The 25,796-nt window shown below is 67.8% G+C and carries 21 protein-coding genes; 7 read left to right on the forward strand and 14 right to left on the reverse strand.

Annotation, left to right across the window (positions count from 1 at the left end):
• Positions 1-21: 21 nt before the first annotated feature.
• The 4 genes from NI1_RS18260 to glnA form a co-directional block, all read right to left on the reverse strand.
• The gene (locus NI1_RS18260) at positions 22-1,905 is read right to left on the reverse strand and encodes an ATP-binding protein (RefSeq protein ID WP_157535177.1); all 1,884 of its coding nucleotides are present in this window, start codon (positions 1,903-1,905) and stop codon (positions 22-24) included.
• 255 nt (positions 1,906-2,160) lie between these two features.
• On the reverse strand, positions 2,161-2,520 hold the full coding sequence (locus tag NI1_RS18265) for a nuclear transport factor 2 family protein (protein ID WP_067821774.1): 360 nt from the start codon (positions 2,518-2,520) through the stop codon (positions 2,161-2,163).
• Positions 2,521-2,588: 68 nt separating this feature from the next.
• A complete protein-coding gene (locus NI1_RS18270; protein WP_067821777.1) occupies positions 2,589-3,902 on the reverse strand; it encodes an ATP-binding protein in 1,314 nt (437 codons plus the stop codon).
• Positions 3,903-3,963: 61 nt separating this feature from the next.
• On the reverse strand, positions 3,964-5,400 hold the full coding sequence (gene glnA / locus NI1_RS18275; RefSeq protein WP_067821781.1) for a type I glutamate--ammonia ligase: 1,437 nt from the start codon (positions 5,398-5,400) through the stop codon (positions 3,964-3,966).
• A gap of 301 nt (positions 5,401-5,701) precedes the next feature.
• Between glnA and NI1_RS18280 the strand changes: the two genes are divergently transcribed.
• The 4 genes from NI1_RS18280 (at position 5,702) to NI1_RS18295 (ending at position 12,608) form a co-directional block, all read left to right on the forward strand.
• A complete protein-coding gene (locus NI1_RS18280; RefSeq protein ID WP_067821785.1) occupies positions 5,702-7,465 on the forward strand; it encodes an AMP-dependent synthetase/ligase in 1,764 nt (587 codons plus the stop codon).
• A gap of 10 nt (positions 7,466-7,475) precedes the next feature.
• Positions 7,476-8,660: a PucR family transcriptional regulator gene (locus tag NI1_RS18285; protein ID WP_067821788.1), complete on the forward strand. Its 1,185-nt coding sequence runs from the start codon at positions 7,476-7,478 to the stop codon at positions 8,658-8,660.
• A 172-nt stretch (positions 8,661-8,832) separates the two neighbouring features.
• Positions 8,833-10,890 (forward strand): CocE/NonD family hydrolase, encoded by a 2,058-nt coding sequence (locus NI1_RS18290; RefSeq protein ID WP_169815592.1) that lies wholly within the window; start codon positions 8,833-8,835, stop codon positions 10,888-10,890.
• A gap of 251 nt (positions 10,891-11,141) precedes the next feature.
• Positions 11,142-12,608 (forward strand): ABC1 kinase family protein, encoded by a 1,467-nt coding sequence (locus NI1_RS18295; RefSeq protein WP_067821794.1) that lies wholly within the window; start codon positions 11,142-11,144, stop codon positions 12,606-12,608.
• Here NI1_RS18295 and NI1_RS18300 read toward each other — a convergent pair.
• Positions 12,538-14,082, reverse strand: a complete 1,545-nt coding sequence (locus NI1_RS18300; protein ID WP_245663306.1) for an ArnT family glycosyltransferase — start codon at positions 14,080-14,082, stop codon at positions 12,538-12,540. The genes NI1_RS18295 and NI1_RS18300 overlap by 71 nt on opposite strands.
• A 182-nt stretch (positions 14,083-14,264) precedes the next feature.
• Between NI1_RS18300 and NI1_RS18305 the strand changes: the two genes are divergently transcribed.
• On the forward strand, positions 14,265-14,768 hold the full coding sequence (locus NI1_RS18305; RefSeq protein WP_157535178.1) for a nitroreductase/quinone reductase family protein: 504 nt from the start codon (positions 14,265-14,267) through the stop codon (positions 14,766-14,768).
• 1 nt (position 14,769) lies between these two features.
• On the opposite strand, the gene NI1_RS18310 is transcribed toward NI1_RS18305, so the two are convergent.
• Entirely contained in the window at positions 14,770-15,150 is a 381-nt protein-coding gene (locus tag NI1_RS18310; protein ID WP_067822618.1) for a nitroreductase family deazaflavin-dependent oxidoreductase, read from the reverse strand.
• A gap of 123 nt (positions 15,151-15,273) precedes the next feature.
• On the opposite strand from NI1_RS18310, the gene NI1_RS18315 reads away from it, so the two are divergent.
• Complete coding sequence (locus tag NI1_RS18315; protein WP_067821797.1) at positions 15,274-15,792, forward strand: NUDIX hydrolase; 519 nt, start codon at positions 15,274-15,276, stop codon at positions 15,790-15,792.
• A 607-nt stretch (positions 15,793-16,399) separates the two neighbouring features.
• Here NI1_RS18315 and NI1_RS18320 read toward each other — a convergent pair.
• The 8 genes from NI1_RS18320 to NI1_RS18355 form a co-directional block, all read right to left on the reverse strand.
• The gene (locus NI1_RS18320) at positions 16,400-17,080 is read right to left on the reverse strand and encodes a TIGR00266 family protein (RefSeq protein ID WP_067821800.1); all 681 of its coding nucleotides are present in this window, start codon (positions 17,078-17,080) and stop codon (positions 16,400-16,402) included.
• A 63-nt stretch (positions 17,081-17,143) separates the two neighbouring features.
• The gene (locus NI1_RS18325; RefSeq protein WP_067821803.1) at positions 17,144-18,286 is read right to left on the reverse strand and encodes an ABC transporter substrate-binding protein; all 1,143 of its coding nucleotides are present in this window, start codon (positions 18,284-18,286) and stop codon (positions 17,144-17,146) included.
• Positions 18,283-19,056 carry an ABC transporter permease gene (locus tag NI1_RS18330; RefSeq protein ID WP_067821805.1) on the reverse strand — a complete coding sequence of 258 codons (774 nt, stop codon included), beginning with the start codon at positions 19,054-19,056 and terminating at the stop codon, positions 18,283-18,285. The genes NI1_RS18325 and NI1_RS18330 overlap by 4 nt, the downstream gene beginning before the upstream one ends.
• Positions 19,053-19,907 (reverse strand): ABC transporter ATP-binding protein, encoded by an 855-nt coding sequence (locus NI1_RS18335; protein ID WP_067821808.1) that lies wholly within the window; start codon positions 19,905-19,907, stop codon positions 19,053-19,055. Before NI1_RS18335 ends, NI1_RS18330 begins: the two co-directional genes overlap by 4 nt.
• Positions 19,904-20,857, reverse strand: coding sequence for an ABC transporter permease (locus NI1_RS18340; RefSeq protein ID WP_084523377.1), 954 nt, complete (start codon positions 20,855-20,857; stop codon positions 19,904-19,906). The genes NI1_RS18335 and NI1_RS18340 overlap by 4 nt, the downstream gene beginning before the upstream one ends.
• Entirely contained in the window at positions 20,854-21,891 is a 1,038-nt protein-coding gene (locus NI1_RS18345) for a TIGR03842 family LLM class F420-dependent oxidoreductase (RefSeq protein ID WP_067821811.1), read from the reverse strand. The genes NI1_RS18340 and NI1_RS18345 overlap by 4 nt, the downstream gene beginning before the upstream one ends.
• A gap of 33 nt (positions 21,892-21,924) precedes the next feature.
• Complete coding sequence (hydA, locus tag NI1_RS18350; RefSeq protein WP_067821814.1) at positions 21,925-23,346, reverse strand: dihydropyrimidinase; 1,422 nt, start codon at positions 23,344-23,346, stop codon at positions 21,925-21,927.
• Positions 23,343-24,179, reverse strand: coding sequence for a nitrilase-related carbon-nitrogen hydrolase (locus tag NI1_RS18355; RefSeq protein WP_067821817.1), 837 nt, complete (start codon positions 24,177-24,179; stop codon positions 23,343-23,345). Before NI1_RS18355 ends, hydA begins: the two co-directional genes overlap by 4 nt.
• A 122-nt stretch (positions 24,180-24,301) precedes the next feature.
• On the opposite strand from NI1_RS18355, the gene NI1_RS18360 reads away from it, so the two are divergent.
• Positions 24,302-25,795, forward strand: coding sequence for an aminotransferase class I/II-fold pyridoxal phosphate-dependent enzyme (locus tag NI1_RS18360; RefSeq protein WP_245663280.1), 1,494 nt, complete (start codon positions 24,302-24,304; stop codon positions 25,793-25,795).
• Position 25,796: the final 1 nt, after the last annotated feature.

A 25,796-nucleotide genomic window follows, 5' to 3' on the forward strand; every position in this document is an offset into this window, starting at 1 on the left:
CTGGCTTCGGGCCCGCCGCGATCAGAGCCAGTCGACATGCCAGTGGTAGGGGCGCATCCAGTAGAGACCGGCTTCCGGGATCGGTCCGTTCCAGCGTTGCGCGGCTTGTTCGAAGTGCCAACGGTATTCGGGGGCGGGTTCGCCCTCGTGGATTTCGCGCAGATGGCGTCGCCAGGTGTTCAGCATGGGCGGCACCGCCATCGGGTCCTGGCCCGATGCCCAGTCCACGCAACGCCCCATCAGGGTGTCGACCGCGTGATTGGCGGCATTGCGATCACCGGTGCTCAGCGAATGCAGGAACGCCGCGACCAGGTTGTAGGCGATGCCGTCGTGCACCGAGGTCTGCCCGTTCTCCAACGCCCAGATGCCCAGGTAGGTCGGCCCCTGCTCGTCGATCCACACCTCGTGCGCCTCACCCACCCGATTGTCGAAGATCAGCGACATGAGCAGGCCGAGAACGGATTTCCCGACGATCAGCGGATCGGGTTTCCCGCTGGCCATGGAATCGTCGATCAGTGCCCGGTAGGCCGCGGCCGCGATACCGGGCCGCTGCGCATCCAGCAGCGCGTCCGCGGTCTCACCACCGGCCACCATCTCGGCGGGCGGCTGCGCGTGCGGCGTCGCCGAATCCGCGTCGCCCCCCGAAATCCGCAGGTACTGCGTCGCATTCGCGTCGGCGGGCGACGGCGCGTACTGCCCGGCCAGCGGCGGCGGCACGGCGGGGCTCGAGAACGGACCGTTACCGGGCGGCGGCCCCCCGAAAGGCGCTGCACCGGACGGCGAAACCGGTCCCGGCCCCGGGATGGGAGTGGTCGAAGGCGGTCCCCCGAACGGATCGAACGGAGGCGGCGGTGTGACCCCGGGAAAGGGAATGACGACGCCCGGCGGATTGGAACCGGGTGCCGCGTACGGACCGCTCGGCACCGAATCCGCCGGGGAGGCACCGACATCCGACGGCCGTGCGGCGAATGCGTCCGCCGCATAACCCCCCTCGCTAGCGCCTGATTCAGCCGCGAAAGGACCGGCACCGCGTGGCGGGGAGGGCAACGGGTCGACCGCGAACAGCTCGGTCACGGGTGGCGGGGCGAGCGGATCCACCGCACGCGGCGCGGCACCCAGCGGATCGACAGCAAAACCCGGCGCGGCCAGCGGATCAACGGCGCGCGGCGCGGCAGGCGCAGGGTCGGCGGCTGGATGTGGGGCGGCCAGGGGGTCGGCGGCGAAGGGGTCCACCGCGGTGAGCGGGGCGATCTGGGCGTTGCGGATGGCGGGGGCGTGGTCCAGGTAATCGAGTGCGACGCGGGCGAATTCGATGTCGTGGGTGGTCAGCCAGTCGCGGCCGGCGCGGAGCAGGTCGATGAGGTCGGTGTCGGCGGCGTGTTCGATGGCGGCGCAGATGCCGTAGTAACCGTAGGCGCGGTATTCGTCGTAGCCTTCGCCTTCGGCGACCAGTAGCCGGGCGTAGCGGCCGGCCAGGTCGTGGCGTTCGATATCGCCGAGCAGGGTGCAGGCGGTCATGGCGGCCATCAGGACTTCGCCGTGATCGGCATGGCCGCGGCGCAGTTCGATGCAGCGGTCGGCCATCTGGACGGCGCTGTCGGCGCGCCCGAGCTGGGTCGCGGCCTCCACCGCCATGGAGTACATGCTGGCCAGGGTGGCGGGCGGGATATCGGCGGGGAAGCGCGCCGGGCCCTGGGCGGCCAGGCGCAGGGCCTGGTCGAATTCGCCTGCGGCGAAGGCGGAGCGGAAGCGGTAGGAGACGATCCAGCCGTACTCTTTGGGGTCCGGCGGCGCGGTCAGGCCGTCGTCGAATGCCGTCAACCTGGCGAGCGCCTCGGGTGCGCGTCCGGCATCCAGCATGCCGCTCGCCTCGTTCATCACTTCGACGAACGCATTTCGATCCACAGCCTCCACGCCTTCCCACATCATTCAGGCCCGGATCGTATGGCGCACCGCCAGACCCGCGGGCCCAGTGAGGGCAAGGTCATAGTTTGGAAACCCGCGGTATGACCGCGGGCTCGCCGATAATGCCCCGCCCCAACGTAATTGCACCTTACCGGCGGCGGTGACGGTGCTGCCAACGTGCGGGTGGCGGGTCCCGTTCAGTGACGGTGGCGCGGACTTCGGTTCCGCGCCATCGTGCTTCGTGCTACGAGCGGTTCAGCCCGGCACCTTGTCCAGGAAGCCCTGCACCCGGCTGATCCGCCCGGCCTCGAGGGTGATCACGTCGAAGCCGATCACCAGCGGTTCGGCCGCGCCGGGCGCGCCCAGTGTCCAAGTGAACCGGGCGATGTCGTGATGCCCGTCCACCGGACCGAGCCCGAATTCCAATCCGGCGAACTGCGCCTGCGCCCCCGCCACCATGGCGTCGATGGCCTCGGTGCCCGCGAGCTGCACCAGCGGGTCGGTGAATTCGGCTCCCGCCGTGTACAACTCGTCGATCAGCGCCTTGCGCTTGTCGGCGTCCTGCTCGTTCCAGGTGTCGATGTATCGCTGTGCGATGTTCTCGTATTCGCTCATGTACCAAGCATCTTCGGAACGCGGCACGGAAGCGATTACGCGTCGGGTAATGCCGGCGGTGCGCCGCGTCACAGCCAGTCGATCACCCAGCGCGAGGGCTGCGACCAGTACAGCGGGCCCGGCGGCGCGGTGTAGCCGAGCCGGCTTTCGGCCACCTCGACCTGGGCGAATACCGCCGGCGGCGGTGCGTCGTCGTAGATTTCGGTGAGGTGCCGCCGCCAGTTGGTGAGCATCCGCGCCACGACATCGGGTTCGTGCGCGAAGGCGTAGTCGACGCAGCCGCGCATCACGGTGTCCACGGCCTGCGTCGCGGCGGTCTTGTCGCCCGAGCTGAGCGAGTGCAGATACGCCTCGACCAGGCGGTAACCGATGAGATCGTGGACCGAGGTCTGCCCCTGCTCCAACGCCAGAATGCCGATCTTGCTCGCCGGTCCCTGGTCCACCCAGACGTCGAACGCCTCCCGCACCCGATTGTCGAAGATCAACGCCTGCATCAGGCCGAGCAGCGATTTGCCCATGATCAGCAGATCCGGGCGCCCGGTGCCGAGGGCGTCGGTGATGAGCGCCCGGTAAGCCTCCGCCGCCCGCCCCGGCTGCCCTGCGGCAAGGAGTCCGTCGGCGAGCTCACCCGCCTCGCACTGCGCGGCCGGCGGCTGCTTCGTCACGGGCGCCGCCGCCGGGCCCTGATCCGGCGCGAACCGCACCCCCGCCACCCGGTCGACGGCCTCCGCCCGTTCCCGCAGCGCCGGGAAGCTCTCGATGAACGCCAGCGCCGCCCGCGCTTCCTGGCTCTCGCTCCCGCGCAACCATTCCCGGCCCGACAGCAGCACCGCCATCACCTCCGGGTCGGGGTTCTCCGCGGTCGCGTCGCACAGCTGCCGGTACCCGTGCGCCCGATACCGCTCGAACCCCTCGCCCTCGGTCACCAGCAGCAGCGAGTACTTGCGCGCCAGGTCGTAGCGCCCGATCCGGCCCAGCAGCGTCCCCGCCGTCATGGCCGCCATCAGCACTTCCTCGCGCTGATTCTGCTTGCGCCGCAATTCGATCGAACGATCGGCCATCACCACCGCCGACTCCGGCCGCCCGAGCTGGACCGCGGCCTCCATGGCTTCGGAGTACATGGTTCCCACCACCGGCGCGGGCACGTCGGCGGGGAAGCGCGCGGGCCCGTATTCGGCGAGCCGCAGCGCCAGCTCGTAGTCCTTGGTCTCGAAGGCGGCCCGGAACCGGTAGTAGTGGATCCACCCGTAATCCTTGGGTGGCGGCGGCGATTCGAGGGCCGCGTCGTAGGCATTGAGCAGCGTCAATGCCTCCGCGACCCGGCCCGTCTGCAACAACCGCGTCGACTCCGTCATGACGGCGACGAACTTCTCGCTATCCACCCGTGTAACTCCCCTCCGGTCGAACCACGGAGTCTATGACACGGCCGGATCGCGGGTCGTCCTACACGTCGAAGTACAGCTCGAATTCGTAGGGATGCGGCCGGAGATTGATCTCGGCGATTTCGGCGTCGCGCTTGAGCCGAATCCAGGTTTCGATCAGGTCCTCGGTGAAAACACCCCCCTGCGTGAGGTATTCGTGGTCCGCTTCGAGCCGGTCGATGACCGCGTCCAGACTGCCGGGGGTCTGGGTGACCTCGGCCGATTCCTCGGGGGTGAGTTCGTACAGGTCCTTGTCGATGGGAATGGCGGGCTCGATTTTGTTCATGATGCCGTCGAGTCCGGCCATCATCATGGCGGCGAAGGACAGGTACGGATTGCCGGAGGAGTCCGGGCAGCGGAATTCGAGGCGTTTGGCGTGCGGATTGGCTCCGGTCACCGGGATTCGCACCGCGGCGGACCGGTTACGCTGGGAATACACCAGATTCACCGGCGCTTCGTAACCGGGCACCAGCCGCTTGTAGGAGTTCACCGTCGGATTCGTGAACGCCAGCAGCGACGGCGCGTGATGCAGTAATCCGCCGATGTAGTGGCGCGCCAGATCCGACAGCCCCGCATATCCCGCCTCGTCGTAGAAGAGCGGCGATCCGTCCTTCCACAACGATTGGTGCACATGCATTCCCGAGCCGTTATCGCCGAAAAGCGGTTTGGGCATGAACGTCACGGTCTTGCCGGACTCCCAGGCCGTGTTCTTGATGATGTACTTGTAGAGCATCAAGTCATCGGCGGCGGCCAGCAGCGTATTGAATTTGTAATTGATTTCGGCCTGTCCGGCGGTGCCGACCTCGTGGTGGCCCTTCTCCAGTTCGAATCCGGCGCGCATCAGGTTGGTGCACATCCGGTCGCGCAGGTCCACATCGTGGTCGTAGGGCGCCACCGGAAAGTAGCCGCCCTTGGGCCGCACCTTGTAGCCGCGGTTGATGCTGCCGTCGGGGTTCAGCGCCGACCCGGTGTTCCAGTCCGCCGAGGCCGAATCCACCTCGTAGAACGCCTTGTTCATGCCGGTGTCGTAGCGGACCGAATCGAAGATGTAGAACTCGGCCTCGGGCCCGAAGTAGGCGGTGTCGGCCAGCGCGGTGGAGCGCAGATACTCCTCGGCCTTGCGGGCCACATTGCGTGGATCGCGGCTGTAGGCCGCGCGCGTCTGCGGATCGTGCACGAAACAGTTGATGTTCAGCGTTTTCGCGGCCCGGAACGAATCCGGTTGCGCGGTGCGCAGATCCGGCAGCAGCAGCATGTCCGATTCGTGGATGGCCTGGAACCCGCGCACCGACGAACCGTCGAAGGCGATGCCGTCCTCGACCAGTTCGTCGCCGAACATGGTGGCGGGAATGGAGAAGTGCTGTTGTGTGCCGGGGACATCGCAGAACCGGATGTCGACGTACTCGACTTCCTCCGAGTCGATGTAGTCCTGCACTCCGCTGATGGTCGGTGGGATCACTGTGGGGCTCCTCGTACAGCCGCACCGCTGCCCGATCGGACGGCCCGGTCGGGGTCCGGTGTCCTCTTCGTGCAATTCACGATACGTCCGACGCATGATCAAGATTCCGGAATCGGACCGCGCCACAGCCTTTGTCACTGTGCACAAATCGCCCGAGTCAGATCTTGACCATTGCCACTTACCGGGACCGGAGTTTGTGCGGTGTGCTGTATGGCACCACGGGGCCGGGTGGCCTCGCCCACACATGAGCCAGAGGTAGGTCGTGAGTTCAACACCGGTTGCGGGGAATGCCCCGCGCACCATGGTCGAGGCGTTCCAAGCCGATGTGGCCCGGTACCCGGACGAGGTGGCGCTGCGCACGCTCGGCGGCGCGGTCGCCATCACCTGGCGCGAATACGGTGATCGGGTGCGGGCCATCGCTACCGGGCTGGCCGCGCGCGGTATCGGCCGGGGCGACACGGTGGCGTTGATGATGACCAACCGGCCCGAATTCCATCTGTGCGACACCGCGATTCTGCATACCGGCGCGACGCCGTTCTCGGTGTACAACACCAACCCGGTGGATCTGCTGGTGTACCAGTTCGGGAACGCGGGCAACAAGGCGATCATCTGTGAGGCGCAGTTCGCGCCCAAGGTCCTGGAAGCGGTCGAGCAGGCCGCCGCGCAGGGCATTGTCGTGGAGCATGTGATCTGTGTGGACGAGACGCCGGCGGGGTGCGTCTCGCTCGCCGAGATCGAGGCCACGGAGAACGCCGGGTTCGACTTCGAATCCGCCTGGCGCGCGGTGGATCCCGAGGATCTGCTGACCATCGTCTACACCTCGGGCACCACCGGGCCGCCGAAGGGCGTGGAGCTCACCCATACGAACTTCTTCGAAAACGCCCGCGTGGTGGCGGAATTCGGCGGCGGCACCGCGGACGACCGGGTGATCTCCTATCTGCCCGACGCGCACGCCGCCAACCGCTGGCTGGCGCACTACCTGTCGATTCTGACCGGCGGCCAGATCACCACCTGCCCGGATCTCAAGCAGGTCGCCGCCGCCCTCACCGAGGTGCATCCGACCGTGTTCCTGGGTGTGCCGCGCGTCTGGGTGAAAGTCAAAGCGGCACTGGAGGAACGGTTCGCCGCCGACCCCAGCCCGCTCAAGCGCCGGCTGATCGCGTGGGCGATCGACACCGGCCGGGCGCGGGCGCGTGCGGCCTCCGACGGACGCGCGCAGGGCCTGCTGCCCACGCTGCGGTACCGGCTGGCCGATCGCCTGGTGCTCTCGACCGTTCGAGAACAGCTGGGCCTGGACAAGATTCGCATCGCCGTCACCGGTTCCGCGCCCATCCCGAAGGACACCCACGAGTTCTTCCTCGGCCTGGGCCTGCCGCTGTGCGAGGGCTACGGCATGACCGAATGCACCGCGGGCGCGACCATGGACCGTCCGGCCCGCATCAAGATCGGCACGGTGGGCACCGCGTTCCCGGGCACCGAGGTGCGCATCGCCGACGACGGCGAGGTGCTGGTGCGCGGCAAGAGCGTCATGCGCGGTTATCGCAACGCCCCCGACAAGACCGCCGAGACGGTGGACGCGGACGGCTGGCTGCACACCGGCGATATCGGCGAGCTCGATGCCGAGGGGTTCCTGAAGATCGTGGATCGCAAGAAGGAGCTCATCATCAGCGCCCACGGCAAGAACATGTCGCCGACCAATATCGAGAACACCGTCACCGAGAACACGCCGCTGGCGGGCACGGTGGTGGCGATCGGTGAGGGCCGCCCGTACAACACCGCGCTCATCTGCCTGGACCCCGATCTGGCCGCCGGTTTCGCCGAGCGGCATCAGCTACCGGACCGCAGCATTGCCGCCCTGGCCCGGCACCCGGCGGTGCTGAAGTCCCTGCAAGAGGGCATCGACGCGGCCAATACCAAGCTCTCTCGGGTGGAACAGATCAAGAAGTTCACGGTGCTGACCGAGGTGTGGAATCCGGGCTCCGAATGCCTCACGGCCACCGGAAAGCTCAGGCGCAAACCGATAGCTAACGCGTATGCGGATACTATCGAGGCGCTGTACAGCTAGTAGGAGAGTCATGCACGCGCAAACCCGGGACCGAGCGCTCGAAGAGCTGTACAAGCGTGCGGTCGTGGTGCGGGAGGAGTTCACCTCCGTGCTGCTCCCCTATCGCACCCTGCCGCAGCGGCTGATCGAGAGCGGCTTCGAACGCGGCGCCAAGCTGAATGTCGATCTGTTCTTCGACTTCCTGCGCACCGGCATCCTGCCCACCGAGGAGGAGACGCGCGAGCTGGTGGAGATCGCGCTGTGCCGGGTGCGAGACGGCGAACCCCTGGAAGAAGTGCTGGGCCGCTATCGAATCGGGGCCGAGTTCATCTGGACGCGGCTGCGCGAGGCGGCCGCCGAGCACGAACGCGACCTGCTCTCCGACGGCGCGCTGAACCTGCTGCAATACGTGACCCTGGTGACCGAGCGGATCGCCACCGCCTGCCTGCGCCGGGCGCACGATCCGCGCTGGGAACTCCTCGACCGGCGGCGCGCCATCGCGGACGCGCTGCTCACCGGGCGCGATCCCATCGAATGGGCCGAGGAGCCGGCGATCGCGGTGCCCGACGCGGTGCTCATCGCCGTCTTCCGGCTCGGGGCGGGCCGCGGCACCGATACCAGTGAATTGCGCCATCGCATCGAGGCGATCCCGGGAGTTTTCCTGCGCCTGGACAGCGGCGGCTGGACCGCACTGCTGCCCCTGCAACCCGGCGACGACGGCACCGCCACCACGGCCGCCCTGGCCACCCGGCTGCCGGCCGCCGTGCCCGGGCAACCGGCACAGCCCGCGCCCTTCTGGGTGGGGGTGACCGCGGCCCCGGCGCGCACGCTGATTCCCGAGCAGTTCGCCGAGGCGCGCATGCTCGCCGAACTCGGCCGCTGCCTGGATCGTTCGCAGATCGTCTGCCGCCGTGCGGATCTGATGTTCGAGTACACCGTCGCGGCCGGCGGTCCCGCCCGCGCCGGGCTGGCGGCGGTGCTCGCACCCCTGGATTCGCAGCCGCTGCTGGCCGAAACGCTGGAGGTGTTCGTGGACACCGGTTTCAACCAGCTCGCCACCGCCCGGCTGCTCACCATCCACCGCAATACGGTGACCTATCGGCTGGCCCGTGTGCACGAGCTCACCGGCCTGGATCCGCATCGTCCCACCGATGCCATGACCCTGTCGGCGGCGCGCATCGCCCGCCGCCTGGAAGCGGCTTCGTTCACTCCGTAACTCCGCGCCGCGCCTTGGTCGGATGCACAATCCGCTCGCACGCAGTCTTGGTGATTGCCGGTAGCGACGCCTATCGGCTGTGCGGTGTGCTGAATTCCGACGACGAGGTCAGGCGCGCGGCGGCGGAAACGGCTGCGCGCGGCGGCCTCCCGACCATCCGCAGAGGTAGATCTTGAGAAGCAAGCCCAGGCCGCCGCGGCGCTGCCGATTCGCGCCACTGGCGATCGCCGGATTCTCCGCACTCGCGCTGACCGTTTCGGCCACCACCGCGAACGGTGCGCCGGTGTTCGGTCCCGTGCCGGACGCGCCCACGAACTTCGGACTGCCGGCCGACTACCAGCCGACCGCCGCCGGGTACGGGGTGGAATATCAGCTGGGACAGGTGGTTTCGCTCTCGGACGGTACCCAGTTACAGACCGAGGTGCGGTATCCGACCGATCCGGCGACCGGGCAGCGGGCGGTGGGTGAGTTCCCGGTGGTCGTCAACTTCACCACCTACGGCGCGGTGACCAGCGCGCTCACCGCCGCGATCACCAGCGTGATCGACGAACTGCACATTCAGTTGCCCGATCAGTTGAAGGACGCGCGCCGCATCATCAATCAGGCCACCTCCATGCAGGACACGCTGGTGCGGCACGGGTACATCGAGGTGACCGCGGATGTGCGCGGCACCGGCGGCTCCACCGGGGCGTGGAGCCCGGCGTCGAAGCAGGACGGCCGCGATGGCGCGGAGTTGGTGGAGTGGGCGGCGAAACTGCCCGGCTCCAATGGCAAGGTCGGCATGTACGGGTATTCGTTCCCGGGCCTGTCCGCCATGCGCACCGCCGAAACCGTCGGCCCCGGTTCGCCTTTGAAGGCGATCGTGCCGTTCGCGGTGCCCAACAACATCTTCGACGAGGTGTTGAACCAGGACGGCATGATGAGCCCGCTGCTGCTCACCGTCATCTCGCTGATGGTGCCGTACATGAGCCTGATCGGGCCGTTCCTGAGCGCGGTGGTGACCCCGCAGCTGTTCCTGAAGTCGCTCGGCGATCACCTTGCGGCGCTGGTGGGTTCGGACAGCACGGTCAAGCTGCTGCTGGATGCCTACACCGGCGGGCGCACCGCCTACGACAACGAGTTCTGGCAGGATCGCCGGTTCGAGACGGGGCTGCGCAATCTGGTCGACAACGGCATCGCCATGTATCAGGTCGACGGCTGGTGGGATCTGTATCAGGAAGGCGCGGTGCGCAATTACGCGCAGTTGCAGAACCTGGCTGCCGGGCGCGACCAGTTCGGTCCGATGGCGCCGGATCAGCGGGCCGACGGCCGCTACCAATTGCTGATGGGCCCTTGGTATCACGTCGGCCTGGGGCTGGGTCCCGGCTCGCGGATGGACACCGACCAGATCACCCTGGCCTGGTTCGACCGCTGGCTCAAGGACATCGACAACGGCGTGGACAAGACCGACAAGCCGCTGCATGTCATCGACGCGAACAATCATGCCGCCGATACCGCCCGCTACCCGTTCGAGCAGGCCGCCGTGCAGCAGCGCTGGTTCGACGGTGACCGCCTGACCGTGGCCCGGCCCGCCATCGCGGAGGCCTCGGATCGCCTGGCGTACACCGGAATCGACAATATCTGCAATCGTGAGACGCTGGGCCAGTACACGGCCGGGCTGCTGGATTTCGTGTTCCGCGCCTTCACCGTCTCCAACCCGTGCACCGAATGGGTGCAGGGCCCGACCGCCGGGCTGAAGTACACCATGGACCCGGTGACCGAGCCGACCGTGCTGGCCGGGCCGTCGAGCGTCTCGCTGTACGTCTCCTCCACCGGCACCGACGCCGCGTTCCAGGTGTGGCTCGACGATGTGGCCCCCGACGGGACGGCCGTGAACATCACCGGCGGAGCGCAATTGGCGTCGCAGCGGACGCTGAACGAGGAGAAGACCTGGCGCAGCGCCGACGGCACCGTCTACGCGCCGGAGCACACGGTGCTGAAGGAGAACGAGAAGCTGCTCGTCCCGGGTGACGTGGTGCAGCTGGAGATCAAGCTGCGGCCCACCTTCTACCGCCTGGACCCGGGTCATTCGCTGCGGCTGCGCATCACCAGCGGCACCTTCCCCTCCACCATCCCCAATCCCGCCGATCTGGGCCGCCTGCTGGGCACTTCGCAGCAGATCCAGCGCAATTCGGTGTTCCCGTCGAGCCTGGTGGTCCCGCTGGCCCCGGCGAGCGAGTTCACCCACTAGCCCCCGGGGAGCCGGGCAAGGGTGGCACGGCCGGTCGCCGCCGCCGTGCCACCCGGCCTGAGGTGAGTGAACGCCGCGCGGGCCCCCTGCACCCACGCGGCGTCCCATCACACCGGATCGGAGATCCGGCGGCACTCGGTGATGTAAGTCCCGCGGCGGTCCATTCAGAATACAGCTGTCCCAGACAATTTCGATACCATGGTCATCGCGGGCATGACACACTGGTGCCGCCGATCTTTCGGAGGTCACGAATGCCCGAACCGCGCCAGGGTGGATTGCGACGATTGCGCCGTCGCAGCGCGTCCGCGAACACCGGACAACCGCCGACCCTCCCTGCCCTGCGCAATGCCAAGATCGCCGTGCTGCCGGTGGCCTATGCCGCGCGCAAGGCCGGGGGCTTGGGCCGCCGGGCTGCCGGGCAATCGAAAGCCCGGGTGGACTTCGACATTCAGGCCCGCACCGCCCAGCACATGTTCGAGGTGCTCGGCGAACTCAAAGGCTGCGCCGCCAAATTCGGTCAGCTGCTGGCGCTCTACGAACTGGCGCTGCCGCCGGAGCTGGGCGCGCCCTACCGCGAGGCGCTGAGCCGGCTCCAGGATTCGGCCCCGGCCATGCTGCCCGCCGCGGTGCATCAGGCGATGGCCGCACAGCTCGGCCCGCAGTGGCGAACGCTGTTCGCCGCCTTCGATTCCCGCGCCACCGCCGCCGCCTCGGTCGGGCAGGTGCATCGCGCGACCTGGCACGACGGGCGCCGGGTCGCGGTCAAACTGATGTATCCCGGTGCGCGCGAATCGGTCCGCTCGGACCTGGCCCAGATCCGGCGGATGGCGCCGTTGGCCGCCATCTTCATGCCGGGCGCGGATGTGCAGGCGGTGACCGACGCCCTGATCGCCTGCATCGACGACGAACTCGATTACGCCAAAGAGGCCGCCGCTCAGCAGATCTTCGCCGCGGCTTTCGCCGGCGACCCGGACTTCGTGGTGCCGCGGGTGGTGCATCAGCAGGGCGATGTGGTGATCAGCGAATGGCTGGACGGGATTCCGCTGACCCGGGTCATCGCCTCCGGCGCGCAGCAGGAGCGGGATCGGGTCGGCGTGCTGCTGCTGCGCTTCGTGATGAACTCCTTCACCCGCACCGGTCTGCTCTACACCGATACGCATCCGGGCAATTTCCGGGTGCTGCGCGACGGGCGGCTCGGCGTGGTCGACTACGGGGCTTGCTCGCCGTTCCCCGCCCACTTCCCGCACCTTTTCGGCGAGCTGGCCGATGCCGAGCTCAACGGCACGCCCGCCGATCTGAAGGCGGCGCTGCGCCGCAACGGATTCCTCGGCATCGAGCGGGATTTCGACATCCACGCCTTCAAAACCATGATCGAACCGATCAGCGCGCTCATCTTTCCCCGCACCGTGCACCTGACCACATCGTGGCTGCGCAGTCAGGTGCTGCGCGCGACCGAGATGCGGCTGTCGAATGTGGTGCGGCAGCTCACCACGCCCGCGGAGTACACCCCGATCGGCCGGACCATGCTCACCACCACCGGGGTGCTGTGTCAGCTGGGCGTGCAGGGGGCGCTGCGCGACGAGGTGTTCGCGCAGTGCCCGGAGCTCGCGGCGGTGCTGGAGCGTTTCAACCTCGGCGAGGGCCCGGCTAGAGATGCATCCACTTCGGCCACAGTTGCGCCCAGGCTTGTTTCCGTCCCGTGCACTTCCAGATGGTGACATCCTGGGTATTGCCCGGGAAACCGATGCGGGTGTTCACCTTGCCGACCGGGTCGACATGCTCGAATTGGGTGCGCAGGACCGCTTCGTAGCCGCCGACCGCGATCACGGCGGTGGCGTCGTCCGGTGGCGTGCCGAAGTAGCCGAAGCCGCGGCTCGGACTGTAGACGGGCGGCAGCTGATCCCGGCCCAGTTGATCCAATGCGGCTGCCTGCCAATAGGTGTCGGTGAGGATGATGGCGCGTTCCTGCTCGGCGGGCGGCAGGCCGTCGTAGACCCGGATGACCTCATCGGTGAGTTCGTGCCAGCCGAAAGAGCCGTACACGCCGATATTGATGGCCGCCTCGGCGTCGTCCCGGTAGGGCTGGATCGAGTCCGCCGACCGCCACGGGGTCGCGTACAGCACGAAACCCGTTGCCCCGGCCGCGAGTAGGGCCGTCGCGACGATAAGGGTGTTGCGCCACACCGGTTTCGATCGCTCGGCCGTGGTGACCAGGCCGACCGCACCGGCCGCGATCATCACCGCGTACATGCCCGCCGCGTAGTAGATGCGCCCGCCGGTGACCAGGAACGCCAGGAACAGCAGGATCAGCGTGACACCCAGAAACCGATACGGCCGCAGCGATTCCCACAGCAGCAGCACCCACAGCCCCCACAGCAACAGCAGGGCCCCGAGGTATCCGGCGAGGCTGATGGACATGGGCACGAACAGCAGTCGGCCGCCCAGAATGTCCTGCTCGGCGCCGATCACCCGGCCCATCTCCAGCTGCGGCCAGTCGTGATGCGCCTGCCACAGCAGCTCCGGCACGGTCGCCAGCACCACCACCACACCGCCCGCCCAGAGCAGCGGCCGGCGCACCAGCCGGCGCGGGCCGAATAGCAGGCTGCTCACCGCGACCGCGATCCAGAAGAACGGGATCAGCCATTTCACCTGCATATCCACGGCGGTGACGAGCGCAGCCGCCAGCAGTAGCCGGTCGTCGCGGGTGCGCACCCAGCGCACCACCAGCCAGGTGATGATCACCCACAGCGCGGTGTCGACCGCGTTGGTGGTGAGCATGGTGCCCTGCAAGAGCAGGAACGGTGAACTGGCGTAGCCGAGCGCGGCCAGGGTCTGCGCCCAGCGGCCGCCGCCGAATTCGCGGGCGAGCATGGCGCACAATACGATCGCGAGCACGGTGAGCAGGACCGACGGCAGGCGCAGCACGAAGAACGAACCGGGCGCGAGCAAATCCATGAGCCGCGACAGCAGCGGCAGCACCGGTCCCTGATCGGCGTAGCCCCAGGCGGGCCGGCGCCCGGCGGCCAGGAAGTACAGCTCGTCCCCGAAGTAGCCGTAGCGGGTCGCGGAGAGCAGCAACACCACAGCAGCCGGTCCGGCGACGGCGGCCACCGCACCCCAGGACATGCGCGGACGATCCTCGGGTGCGGCGTGCCGCCCGGACGATCGCGGGTGCGGCGGACGATCGACCACGTCGGTCAACGTTTCGGCTCCTCGTCGGCGGGGTGGAGCTCCGGATACCGGCGAATCTACAGCGCCCGGACGAACCTCCCGGTCTGCGAAACGCCCGCGACCCGCTCGAGCCGTCCGCCACCGGCCTATACTCGATTTTGTATCAGCCTGCCGTGCAACGCTTTTCCGCGAAGGAGACCGGCATGTCCGAGCAAACCCCTGAAACCAACCCGTACGGCACGCCGAGCACCAGCGGCCCGGAACCCATCCGCTCGTATCAAGGCACCCTCAACAAGGTCATCCGCACCCTGCTGAAGGCACCGATCCTCGGCCGGCAGCTCGGCAAACGCCTGGCGGTCCTGCATGTGACCGGACGCAAATCCGGCAAGGTCTACGACGTTCCCATCGCCTACACCCGCCAGGGCGGCGCCCTCCTGGTCGGCACCGCCAAGCATCCGTGGGTGCGCAATATCCGCAAGGACGTCCCGATCCAGATCTCGATGGGCGGTCCGAAGCTGACCGCCGACGCCGAGGTCTTCGAGGACGCCGAATCGGTGGTGCGCCTGTCCACGGTCATCGCCACCGACAACAAGCAGTGGGCCAAGTTCAACGGCATCGGCTTCGACGCGGCGGGCAACCCCAACAAGGCCGACGCCTATCAGAGCTGGCAGCAGGGCGCGGTGATCATCAGCGTCACGCCCCGCTGATTCAGGCCGCCTTGCGCGCCTGCACGTAGTACTCGACGTTCAACGTTTTCAGGAATTGCCGTACCGGCGGCGGCGCCCACGAGACCGAGGCATCCTGACCGATCACGGGATCGGTCAGGGTGACGGTCTTCCCGCGGTGCTCGAATTCGAACTTCCCGGCGGCCCGAATGTTCTTCACCCAGTCCACATCCCGCCCGTAGGTCAGTGCGATACGGTATCCCCCGTCCCGGGCGAACACCGCCACCGGCGCCCGATACGGCTTCCCGGATTTGCGCCCGGTGTGGATCACGATGCCGAACCCCGGCAGCACCCGCGCGAACACCCCCAGCACCGGATTGCTGACCCGCCGATTGATCTTGGCAAGCGCCTTCGGAAATGGCATAACCTCGTCCTCTCCGACGAAAACCATTGCGCCCCAAACGCTACGCCCCTCCCACCCGATCCGCCCGCCGTCCCGCCCTTCCCACCGCCTAATGTTCACGAAAACGGGAAGGAGCCACCCCAGATGCCGGAAACGATCGCCGTCTACAACGCCGCCGGCCGAGAGATCGGCGCCGAAGACCGAGCCGTGGTCTACGAATCCGGCCTCTGGCACGCCAGCGCCGGCGTCCTGGTCCGCTCCACCGACGGCAAACGCGTCTACGTCCACCGCCGCACCACCACCAAAACCGTCTTCCCCGGCATGCACGACTGCCTGGCCGGCGGCGTCCTCGCCCCCCACGAGGACCCCGCCGAAGCCGCCATCCGAGAACTCTCCGAAGAACTGGGCATCACCCTCTCCCCCCACACCGACCGCCCCCTCCCGGTCGCCGCCGCCTCCTGGGACGGCGCATGGGCCGGCCGTCCCATGCGCTGCCACCTCTTCGCCTACGAACTCCGCCACGACGGCCCCTTCCACCACCAACCGGAAGAGATCGCCGCCGGCTGGTGGTGGACCGACGAAGAACTCCGCTCCCACCTCGAAGACCCGGCCTGGCCCTTCGTCCCCGACACCCGAATCCTCATCCCCGACCTACTCCGCTGACCGGCATACGAATCCGACCGGCCATGGCCACTCCTGTTGGAAACCGCTTATTTCCAAGGGTTTAGCCGTCACATCCGTCAATGACGGCAGCTTGCTCCGAAAGACCGGAGCGGCGGCTCACTCGGACTCGAACCATTCGCCAGCCTTCCGGCGAATGGCGCCCGATCTTGCTGCGCTCCAGGGAAAATCCACCCTGATCGTGTGCATGTGTACCACCCGCGCGGACAGTTGAGGTGCGGTCGCTCGAGGCTCCTGACGACCTTGTGTAGCCCCTCTCGGGTTCGAACCCGGCCAAAACGCAGTGAGCCCACCGAATCCCGCGCGATTCGGTGGGCTCTGGTACTACGCGACTACTTGCCGGCAGTTCCGGTGAACAGACCCTGGATGGTCTTGATCAGAACTTCGGACAGGAAATCCGCTGCGGATCCGGACACGTGGTACTCCTCATCTACTACTGACATGTCAGACGTGTGAAGCATGCATGATTCACATTCCCCGGCGTGGGATTTTCGGTAAGAAAGTCGGCCGGTTCGGACGAGGATTCCAGATAGAACACGTTTCAACTGCGGTTATGTCCGGTCAGTGGGACTGTGGCGTGGGGCACATTTTAGCCGCTGGAGGCGACGGAGCCGGCCCAAGCGGCGAAAGCGCCGGGATTGCGGGTTTGGAGCAGGACGCGGCCGGGGCCGACGAAGTCGAAGACGAAGCCTTCGCCGGATTTGAGGGATTGCAGGGAGCGGCCGGAGACGGCGCGGCGGATGGTGAAGTTCATGGCGAGGTCGTAGGCGACGACGTGGCCGGTGTCGATGGTGACCGGTTCGCCAGGGGCCAGGTCGATGACGTCGATGGCACCGAAGACGCCGAGGACCACCTCGCCCTGACCATGGGCGCGCAGGCCGAAACCGCCTTCGCCGCCGAAGAGATTGGCCAGGCCGCCCCATTTGGCTTCGACGGTGACGCCGTGCGAGTTGGCGATCCAGCCGCCGCGGCTGATGAAGTAGGGGCGATCGGGGCTGATGTCGAGGGCGAGCATGTCACCGGGGAGGGCGGGGGCCACGTCCACCCAGCCGCCCTGCTGCGGCGCGGTGAACGTGGAGACGAAGAACGATTCCCCGGCCAGCACCGAGCGCTTGAGCCCGGCGAGAATCCCGCCTTCGGCCTTGGCGGCCAAGGTGACTCCCGCCGAGTGCGCGACCATGGCCCCGCTCTCCACGCGCATCGGTTCGCCCCCGGCAAGGAAGCAGCGGGCAATGGTCGAGGAGGGATTGTGCCGCAGTTCTACCTTCATGACGGCGACGATAACAGCGCGGGCCGACCGCCGGGTGAACGTCGAACAAGCTGCTCGCAGCGGCTATTTGCCGCCCTCGGCGAGGGTCACGGGCTGGGGCGAATAGCCGACGCCGTTCACGTCCACGCCCTGGGTTCTCAGCATGTCCAGCGCCTTGGTGACGTACTCGTTGGAGTAGGCCGCCGCGTCCGGATCCTTGGTCAGCACCGTCGCGCCCTCTTGATTACGCGCGGTCTTGGCGATGGAGACGGTGCGATCCCAGGCCGCCTTGTCGATCATGCCGATGCCGTTGGGGGACGGCCAGATCAGCTTGTTCACCTCGGTGATCTGCCATTGCTGATGGCTGGCGCCCAGCGTCGATCCGGCCGCCACCGTGATATCGCGGCACTTGTCCACATTGTCGCGGCAGAAAGCCCAGCCCTTCAGCGAGGCCGCGATGAACTTGACCGTGCGATCGGCGTAAGCGCTGTCCTTCAGCTTCTCGGTATTGGCCCAGATGGCGTCCTGCAACATGGCCACGCCTTGATCGTTCCAGTCCAGGGCGGCGAAATCGGCTGCGGTGTAGAGCTTTCCGGTCGCGGGGTTCTTGGTCTCGAGCAGCTGCGCGTACTCGTTGTAGGACATGGCCTGGGCGGCGTCGATATCGTGCGCGAGGAAGGCGTTCATATCGAACTGCTGCTGCACCAGTTTCACGTCCGCGGACGGATCCAGTCCGGCCTTGGTCATGCCCGCGAAGAGCTCGAATTCATTGCCGTACCCCCAGTTTCCGACCTTCTTACCGCGCAGGTCGGCCGCGCCGTTGATGCCCGCGGCCTTGAACGACACCTGCTTGGTGCCCGAACGCTGGAAGACCTGCGCCACATCGGTGATCCCCGCTCCGGCTTCGCGGGACGCGAGCGCCTTGGGCACCCAGGCGATGGCGTAATCGGCCTGCCCCTGCGCCAGCACCGTCTGCGGCACGATATCGGTTCCGCCGTCGAGGATTTCGACGTCCAGGCCCTGTTCTTTGTAGAACCCCTGATCCACGGCGGCCAGATACCCCGCGAACTGCCCCTGCTTGAACCACTGCAATTGCAGCTTGATCTTGGTCAGCCCGTCGGCGGTGGTCCCGCTGTCGGAGGTGCTGCACCCGGTCAGGGCGGCAAGGCCCAGCGCGGCGGCGGCCAGCACGGCTCGAAACCGGTATTGCTTTGCGGTTCTTCTCATTTGGATCTCCCAAGGATGGTGCGGGGTCTGCGGGTGAGCTGCTCGAGCAGCAGCACGGCGGCCAGGAACACCAGGCCGAGCACCATGGCGGCGACGACGTAGGCCCAGGCGCGCGGGTAGGCGGTATTGGCGGCGGCGGAGGTGATGCGGCTGCCCAGGCCGTGCTGGAGCCCGCCGAAGTATTCGGCGATGATGGCGGCGATCACCGCACCCGGCGCCGCTATCCGCAGCCCGGTGAACAGGTGCGGCAGCGCGGCGGGCAACCGCACGGTGCGGGTGATCTGCCAGCCGGTGGCGGCGTAGGCGGTCATCAGGTCGGCGTGTACCCGCGGCACTTGGCGCAATCCGCGTGCGGCACTGACGAAGACGGGAAAGAACACCACGATGGTGGCGACCAGCCGGCGCGGGGTGTCGGTGGTGGTGGAGTACATGGAGTTCAGCAGCGGCGCCAGCGCCACGATCGGCACGGCGGCCGCCCCCGCCGCGAGCGCGCCCAGTATGCCGTCGGCGACGCTGAAGCGCACGGCCAGGATCGCGGCGGCGATGCCGAGCACCGCACCCACGACCAGCCCGACCAGGGCATTGGATCCGGTGGCGAGCGCGGCCTTGAGAATGGCATCGAAGTTGTCCCCGAAGGCTTTCCCGATGGCGGTCGGCGCGGGCAGCAGGAACGAGGGCACGCCCGCCGCGACGGTGAGCACCTGCCAGAGCACCAGGATGGCCGCGCCGAACAGGACCGGCGGCAGCCAGGTCGCGAGCACGCGTTTCATCGAAGATCCCGTCCCGCAGCGCTTTCCACGGGCGCGTCCCCGTGCCCTTCGCGCAGCGCGGCGCGCACGGCCGCGACCGCGGTGAAGAATTCGTCGCTGGAGCGCACGTCACCCTCGCCGTCGCGCCCCCAGCCGCCGGTGTCCAGCACCGCGGTGATGCGCCCCGGCCGCGGCGACATGACGACCACCCGATCGGAGAGGAACACCGCCTCGGGAATCGAGTGCGTCACGAATACCACTGCGGCGCCGGTCTCTTCGGCGATCCGCAGCAGCTCGCCCTGCATGCGTTCCCGGGTCATCTCGTCGAGCGCCCCGAAGGGTTCGTCCATGAGCAGCAGCGGCGGTTTGCGCGCCAGTGCCCGGGCGATCGCGACCCGCTGCTGCATGCCGCCGGAGAGTTCGGCCGGAAAGCGCTCGGCGAAATCGGTGAGCCCGGTGATCTCCAGCAGTTCCGCACTGCGCGAACGTCTTTCACGTTTGCCCACGCCGTGCAGTTGCAACGGCAGTTCCACATTCTCCTGCACGGTCCGCCAATCCAGCAGCCCCGCCTGCTGGAACGCGATCCCGTACTCCTGATCGCGGCGCGCCTGCCGCGCGGTCTTACCGTGCACCACAACGGTTCCCGTGCTCGGCTGTTCCAGATCGGCGACGATCCGCAGCAGCGTGGATTTACCGCATCCGGAGGGCCCGATCAGCGAGACGAACTCGCCCGCCGCCACGGTCAGCGTGATGTCCTGGAGCGCGGTGACCTGCCCGGCCGGGAAGACCTTGCCGACTTGCCGCAGCTCGACGGCGGGCGTCGAATCCGGCCCGGCCGTACCGCTCGCGGCGAGGGGTGTTTCGACGGTCAACGCGAACCTCCTGAAGAATCACCGGCCCCGGCCGGCCGGTGGTAGCGGCGCAACGCGAGTTCGATGAGCGAAACGAGCGCGGTCAGCACCACGCCGAGCAGGGCGGCGGCGATGACCGCCGCATAGAGCCGGGCGGCATTGCCGGTGGACTGCTGGGAGAACACGATGATCTGCCGCCCGATCCCGCCCGCGGTGCCGGTGGAGATCTCGGCGACCACCGCGCCGATCACCGCGGCGGCCGCGCCCAGCCGTAAGGCGGGCAGCAGATGCGGGACGGCGGCCGGTAACCGCAAGTGCAACAGCGTGGCCCACCATCCGGCGGCACAGCTGTGCAGCAGCTCCACGGCGGCTTTCGACGGTGATTGCAGGCCGCGCAGCATGCCGATGGCGACCGGGAAGAACACCAGGTACGCGGCGATCACCACGATGCTCATCCACGGCTGCCACGGCTGCCCGGCGATATGGATCTTGCCGCCCCAACCGGCCACCAGCGGGGCGAGGGCGATGAGCGGAACGGTCTGCGAGACGATCACATACGGCAGCAGACCCCGCTCCACCCACGCGAAGCGTTGCATGAGCACGGCCAGCGCGATGCCGACCACGGTGCCGAGCACCAGCGCGAGCAGCGCCAGTTCGAGGGTGAAACCGGCGGTGCGCAGCAGGGTTCCGCCGACGGTGGATTTACCGTCCCGCTCCCCCAGCACGGTCACCACCGCCCACGCGTGCGGGAGGGCGCCGTCGGTGGTGCGCGGCAGGATCCGCTGATCGCCGATGCTGACCCCATTCGCCGGGACCAGGTACTTGATCAACTCCCAGACCGCGATGAGCAAGCCGAACGCCGCGATCGGATACAGCAGGCCGCGCACCCCGGGCCGGACGGCGCGCCGTCTGGGCAGCACCGAAACCGGTTCCGGGGCAATCGCTTCCGATAGCTCCGAGAGCGCGGTCACGAGGCGCTCCCGGTGGCCGTGGCCGGATGCGCGAGCCGCGGCAGCACCGATTCGCCGTACGCGTCCAGCGTCGAAGTCTTGGCGTCGTGCTGGAGGTAGACCGCGAACTGGTCGACGCCGAGCGCCTCCAGCTCCCGCAGGCGCGCCAGATGATCATCGGGTGTGCCGAGGATGCAGAACCGGTCCACGATCTCGTCCGGCACGAACGCGGCGTGCGTATTGCCGGCACGGCCGTGCTCGTTGTAGTCGTAGCCTTCCCGCCCGGCGATATAGTCGGTCAGCGCCTGCGGGACATCACTGTCGGTGCCGTATCTGGTCACGATGTCGGCGACGTGATTACCGACCATACCGCCGAACCAACGGCATTGCTCCCGAGCGTGTTTCAAGCCCGCGGCCGTGCCGTCGGTGATGTAGGCCGGGGCCGCGACGCAGATGCTGATCTGCGCCGGATCCCGGCCCGCGCGTTCGGCCGCGGCCCGCACCCGGGCGATCGTCCACGCGGCGATATCGGGGTCGGCGAGCTGAAGGATGAACCCGTCGGCCACCTCGCCGGTCAGATCCAGTACCCGCGGCCCGTAACCGGCCACCCACACCGGCAGCCGCGAATCCGCCGCCCACGGGAAGCGCACCTCCACCTCACCGATGTGCGCGGACCTGCCATTGCCCAATTCCCTTATCACGCCGATGGATTCGCGCAAAGCGCCCACGGTCGCCGGTCGCCCGCCGAGCGTCCGCACCGCCGAATCCCCGCGCCCGATCCCGCACACGGTGCGATTGCCGAACATCTCGTTCAAGGTGGCGAAGGTGGAGGCGGTGACCGTCCAATCCCGGGTAGCGGGATTGGTCACCATCGGCCCGACCACGACTTTCCTCGTCACCGCCAGGATCTGGCTGTAGATGACGTACGGCTCCTGCCACAGCAGGTGCGAGTCGAACGTCCACACATGCGAGAACCCGTGCGTCTCGGCGATTCTCGCCAATTCCACGACCCGTGATGCGGGCGGCGTGCATTGCAGCACCACACCGATATCCATGCGGCACCCTCCGTTTCGCTCAGCTGGGTCGGTTCAGATCAGGTTCTGCGAGAGCCCGCGTTTGACGAACCGGCCGTGCCCGGTACCGCCCAGGTATTCGCCGCCGTCGACGATCACCCGTCCGCGCGAGAGCACGGTGTCGACATGCCCGTCGATCTCGAAACCCTCGTAGGCGGAGTGATCCATGTTCATGTGATGGGTCTTGCCGAGCCCGATGCTGGTGTGCCCGTTGGGGTCGTAGATCACCACGTCGGCATCGGCTCCCGGGCTGATCACGCCCTTGCGCGGATACATGCCGAACATGCGCGCGGGCGCGGTGCAGCAGATCTCGACCCATTTCTCCAGCGAGATGCGCCCGTCCTTGACGCCCTGGAACATCAGGTCCATGCGATGCTCCACACCGCCGATGCCATTGGGGATCTTGCTGAAATCGCCGAGCCCCAGCTCTTTCTGGCCCTTCATACAGAACGGACAGTGGTCGGTGGCGACGCTGGTGACGTCACCGGTGCGGATATACCGCCACAGCTCGTCCTGATGCCCCTCCGAGCGCGCCCGCAGCGGTGTCGAGCACACCCACTTCGCGCCCTCGAAACCCGGTGCGCCCAACTGTTCTTCGAGCGAGAGGTACAGGTACTGCGGGCAGGTTTCGCCGAACACGTTCTGTCCCCGGCCGCGTGCCTGCGCGATCTGCTCGAGGGCCTGTTTGGCCGAGACGTGCACGACGTACAGCGGTGCGCCGGTCACCTTGGCCAGCATGATGGCCCGGTGGGTGGCCTCCTCCTCCAGTTCCCACGGCCGTGAGGTGCCGTGGAAATACGGTGCGGTGTCGCCCCTTCGCAGCGCCTGCTCGATCAGCACGTCGATGGCGATCCCGTTCTCGGCATGCATCATCAGCAGCGAACCCAGGTCGGCGCTGGTCTGCATGGCGCGCAGGATCTGCCCGTCATCGGAGTAGAAGACGCCCGGATAGGCCATGAACAGCTTGAAGCTGGTGACGCCCTCGGACACCAATTCGGCCATCCCTTTGAGGGATTCGGCGTTGACGTCCCCGATGATCTGGTGGAAGCCGTAGTCGATCGCGCACTGCCCCTCGGCTTTGCGATGCCAGAGCGCGAGGGTGTCCTGCACCCGCTCCCCCGGCTTCTGCACCGCGAAGTCCACGATGGTGGTGGTGCCGCCCCAGGCCGCGGCCCGGGTCCCGGTCTCGAAGGTGTCGGAGGCTTCGGTCCCGCCGAAGGGCAGCTGCATATGGGTGTGCCCGTCCACACCGCCCGGAATGACGTATTTGCCGGTGGCGTCGATGACCGTGTCCGCGGTCGCGGCCAGGTCGGCGCCGAGCGCGGTGGACCCGGGCTGCACGACCGCGGCGATGGTCTCCCCGTCGATCAATACGTCCAGCGGTTGAGAACCCGTGGCGGACACCACGATTCCACCGTGGATGAAGACCTTGCTCACGGCTCCACCAGCTTCCCGTAGGAATCCGGCCGCCGGTCGCGATAGAACGCCCACCGGTCCCGGACCACCTTGATCAGATCCATATCGAGATCCCGCACCACCAGCTCGGGGCTGGTATCGGAGGCGACCTCACCGACGAACTTGCCCTCGGGATCGACGAAGTAACTGGTCCCGTAGAAGTCGTCGTCCCCGAGGTCCTCGATCCCCACCCGGTTGATGGCCCCGATGTAGTACTCGTTGGCCACCGCCGACGCGGGCTGCTCGAGTTTCCACAAATAACTCGACAGCCCGCGCGAGGTGGCCGAGGGATTGAATACGATCTGCGCCCCCGCCAGCCCCAGCGCCCGCCAGCCTTCCGGGAAATGCCGGTCGTAACAGATGTACACGCCGACCTTGCCGACCGCGGTATCGAACACCGGCCAGCCCAGATTCCCGGGCCGGAAATAGAACTTCTCCCAGAACCCGTACACCTGCGGAATATGGTGCTTGCGGTATTTGCCGAGGTAACTCCCGTCGGCGTCGACCACGGCCGCGGTGTTGTACAGGAACCCGTCCTGTTCCTTCTCGTACACCGGCAGCACCATCACCAGCCCGAGTTCCCGGGCCAGCGCCTGGAACCGCTCCACCGTGGGCCCCGGCACCGTCTCCGCGTACTCGTAGAACTTCGCGTCCTGTACCTGGCAGAAGTACGGCCCGTAGAACAACTCCTGGAAGCAGATCACCTTGGCCCCCGCCGCGGCGGCCTGCCGCGCGTACTCCTCGTGGGCCTTGATCATGGACTCTTTATCACCGGTCCAGTTCGTCTGAACCAGCGCAGCTCGAACAATCGCCATGCCTTGTAATACTGCACCTGAAACGGAATTACTTGTGTTACAAGATGAAGGAAACAGTTTCGTGACCGTAAATCTTGCGGCACTCCCCGCCAACTTTTCCCGCGCACCCGCAGAATCACAGTGTGACAACCGATCTCGGCCCGTCGCCCCCGGACCCGGCACCGCCCGGGCAATCCGGCCGTGCGCGGGACCCCGATCGCACGATCCCGTCCCCGGCCACGGCCTCCGACGCCCTGCTCGCCGACATCCACGAACGCACCGCGGCGGGGATAGCCGCCGCCGTCAGCCGTAGCATCCGCTCCGGCAACCTGCCCCCGGGCGCCCGGCTGCCCACCGTCCGCGAGGTCTCCCGTCAACTGAAGGTCTCCCCCGCCACCGTCACCCAAGCCTGGCGCGCCCTGGCCGCCGCGGGCGCGATCGTCGCGCGCGGCCGCGCCGGCACCTTCGTCGGCAGCACCCCGCACCCCCTCCCGCCCTCGGGCCGCTACCAGCGCCTGCACCCGCACTCCGACAACACCTTCCGCACCGACCTGTCCCGCGGCACCCCCGACCCGGCCCTGCTCCCCGACCTCACCGCCGCCCTGCGCGCCATCAGCACCGGCGACGCCGTCGACGACCTCTCCGCCACCTACCTCGGCGACGCCGTCCTCCCCGACCTGGAACGCCTGGTCCGCGCCGACTGGCCGGGCCGCGCCGAACGCCTCACCGTCCTGGACGGCGCCCTCGACGCCGTCGACCGCCTGCTCACCGCCCACGTCCGCCTCGGCGACACCGTCGCCGTCGAAAACCCCTGCTTCCCACCGTTTCTCGACATGCTGACCCGCCTCGGCGTACGCCCCATCCCGGTCGCCCTCGACCACTGCGGCATGCTCCCCCACGACCTGGCCACCACCCTGGCCACACACTCCCCCACCGCCGTCCTGCTCCAACCCCGAGCCCAGAACCCCACCGGCGCCTCCCTCTCCCCCCAGCGCATCCGCGAACTGGCCGACGTCCTCTCCGACGCCGCCGTCACCGCCGGCGCCACCCCCACCATCATCGAAGACGACCACAGTGCCGGCATCGCCCACACACCCCCGCGCTCCCTCGCCTCCCGCCTCCCCACCCGCACCATCCACATCCGCTCCTACTCCAAATCCCACGGCGCCGACCTCCGCCTCGCCGTAGCCGGCGGCCCCGCCACTCTCCTCGACCCGGTGATCGAACGCCGCATGCTGGGCCCCGGCTGGTCCAGCCACCTGCTCCAGCGCATCCTCACCCACATGCTCACCGACCCCACCGCCCGCGCCACCGTAGCCACCGCCCGCGACACCTACCGCACACGCAGCGACGCTCTCCGCAAAGCCCTGGCCCGCCAAGGCATCCCGCTACTCCGCGCCGACGGCATCAACCTCTGGATCCCGGTGGCCGACGAGAATGCCGCCCTCATCACTCTCGCCGCGGCAGGCATCAAAGCGGCCCCCGGCGGCCCGTTCGAAGTCACCGATCATCGACCCACCGATCACCTGCGCCTCACCGTGGCAGCCGTTCAGGCCGGCGAAATCGACGACCTGGCAATCCATCTCGCCGCCGCCGCCACCGCCGCCCCCACCTACCGCCGCATGCGCCGCCCCTGAC

It is taken from the genome of Nocardia inohanensis NBRC 100128 (assembly GCF_001612945.1).
Classification (GTDB): Bacteria; Actinomycetota; Actinomycetes; order Mycobacteriales; family Mycobacteriaceae; genus Nocardia; species Nocardia inohanensis.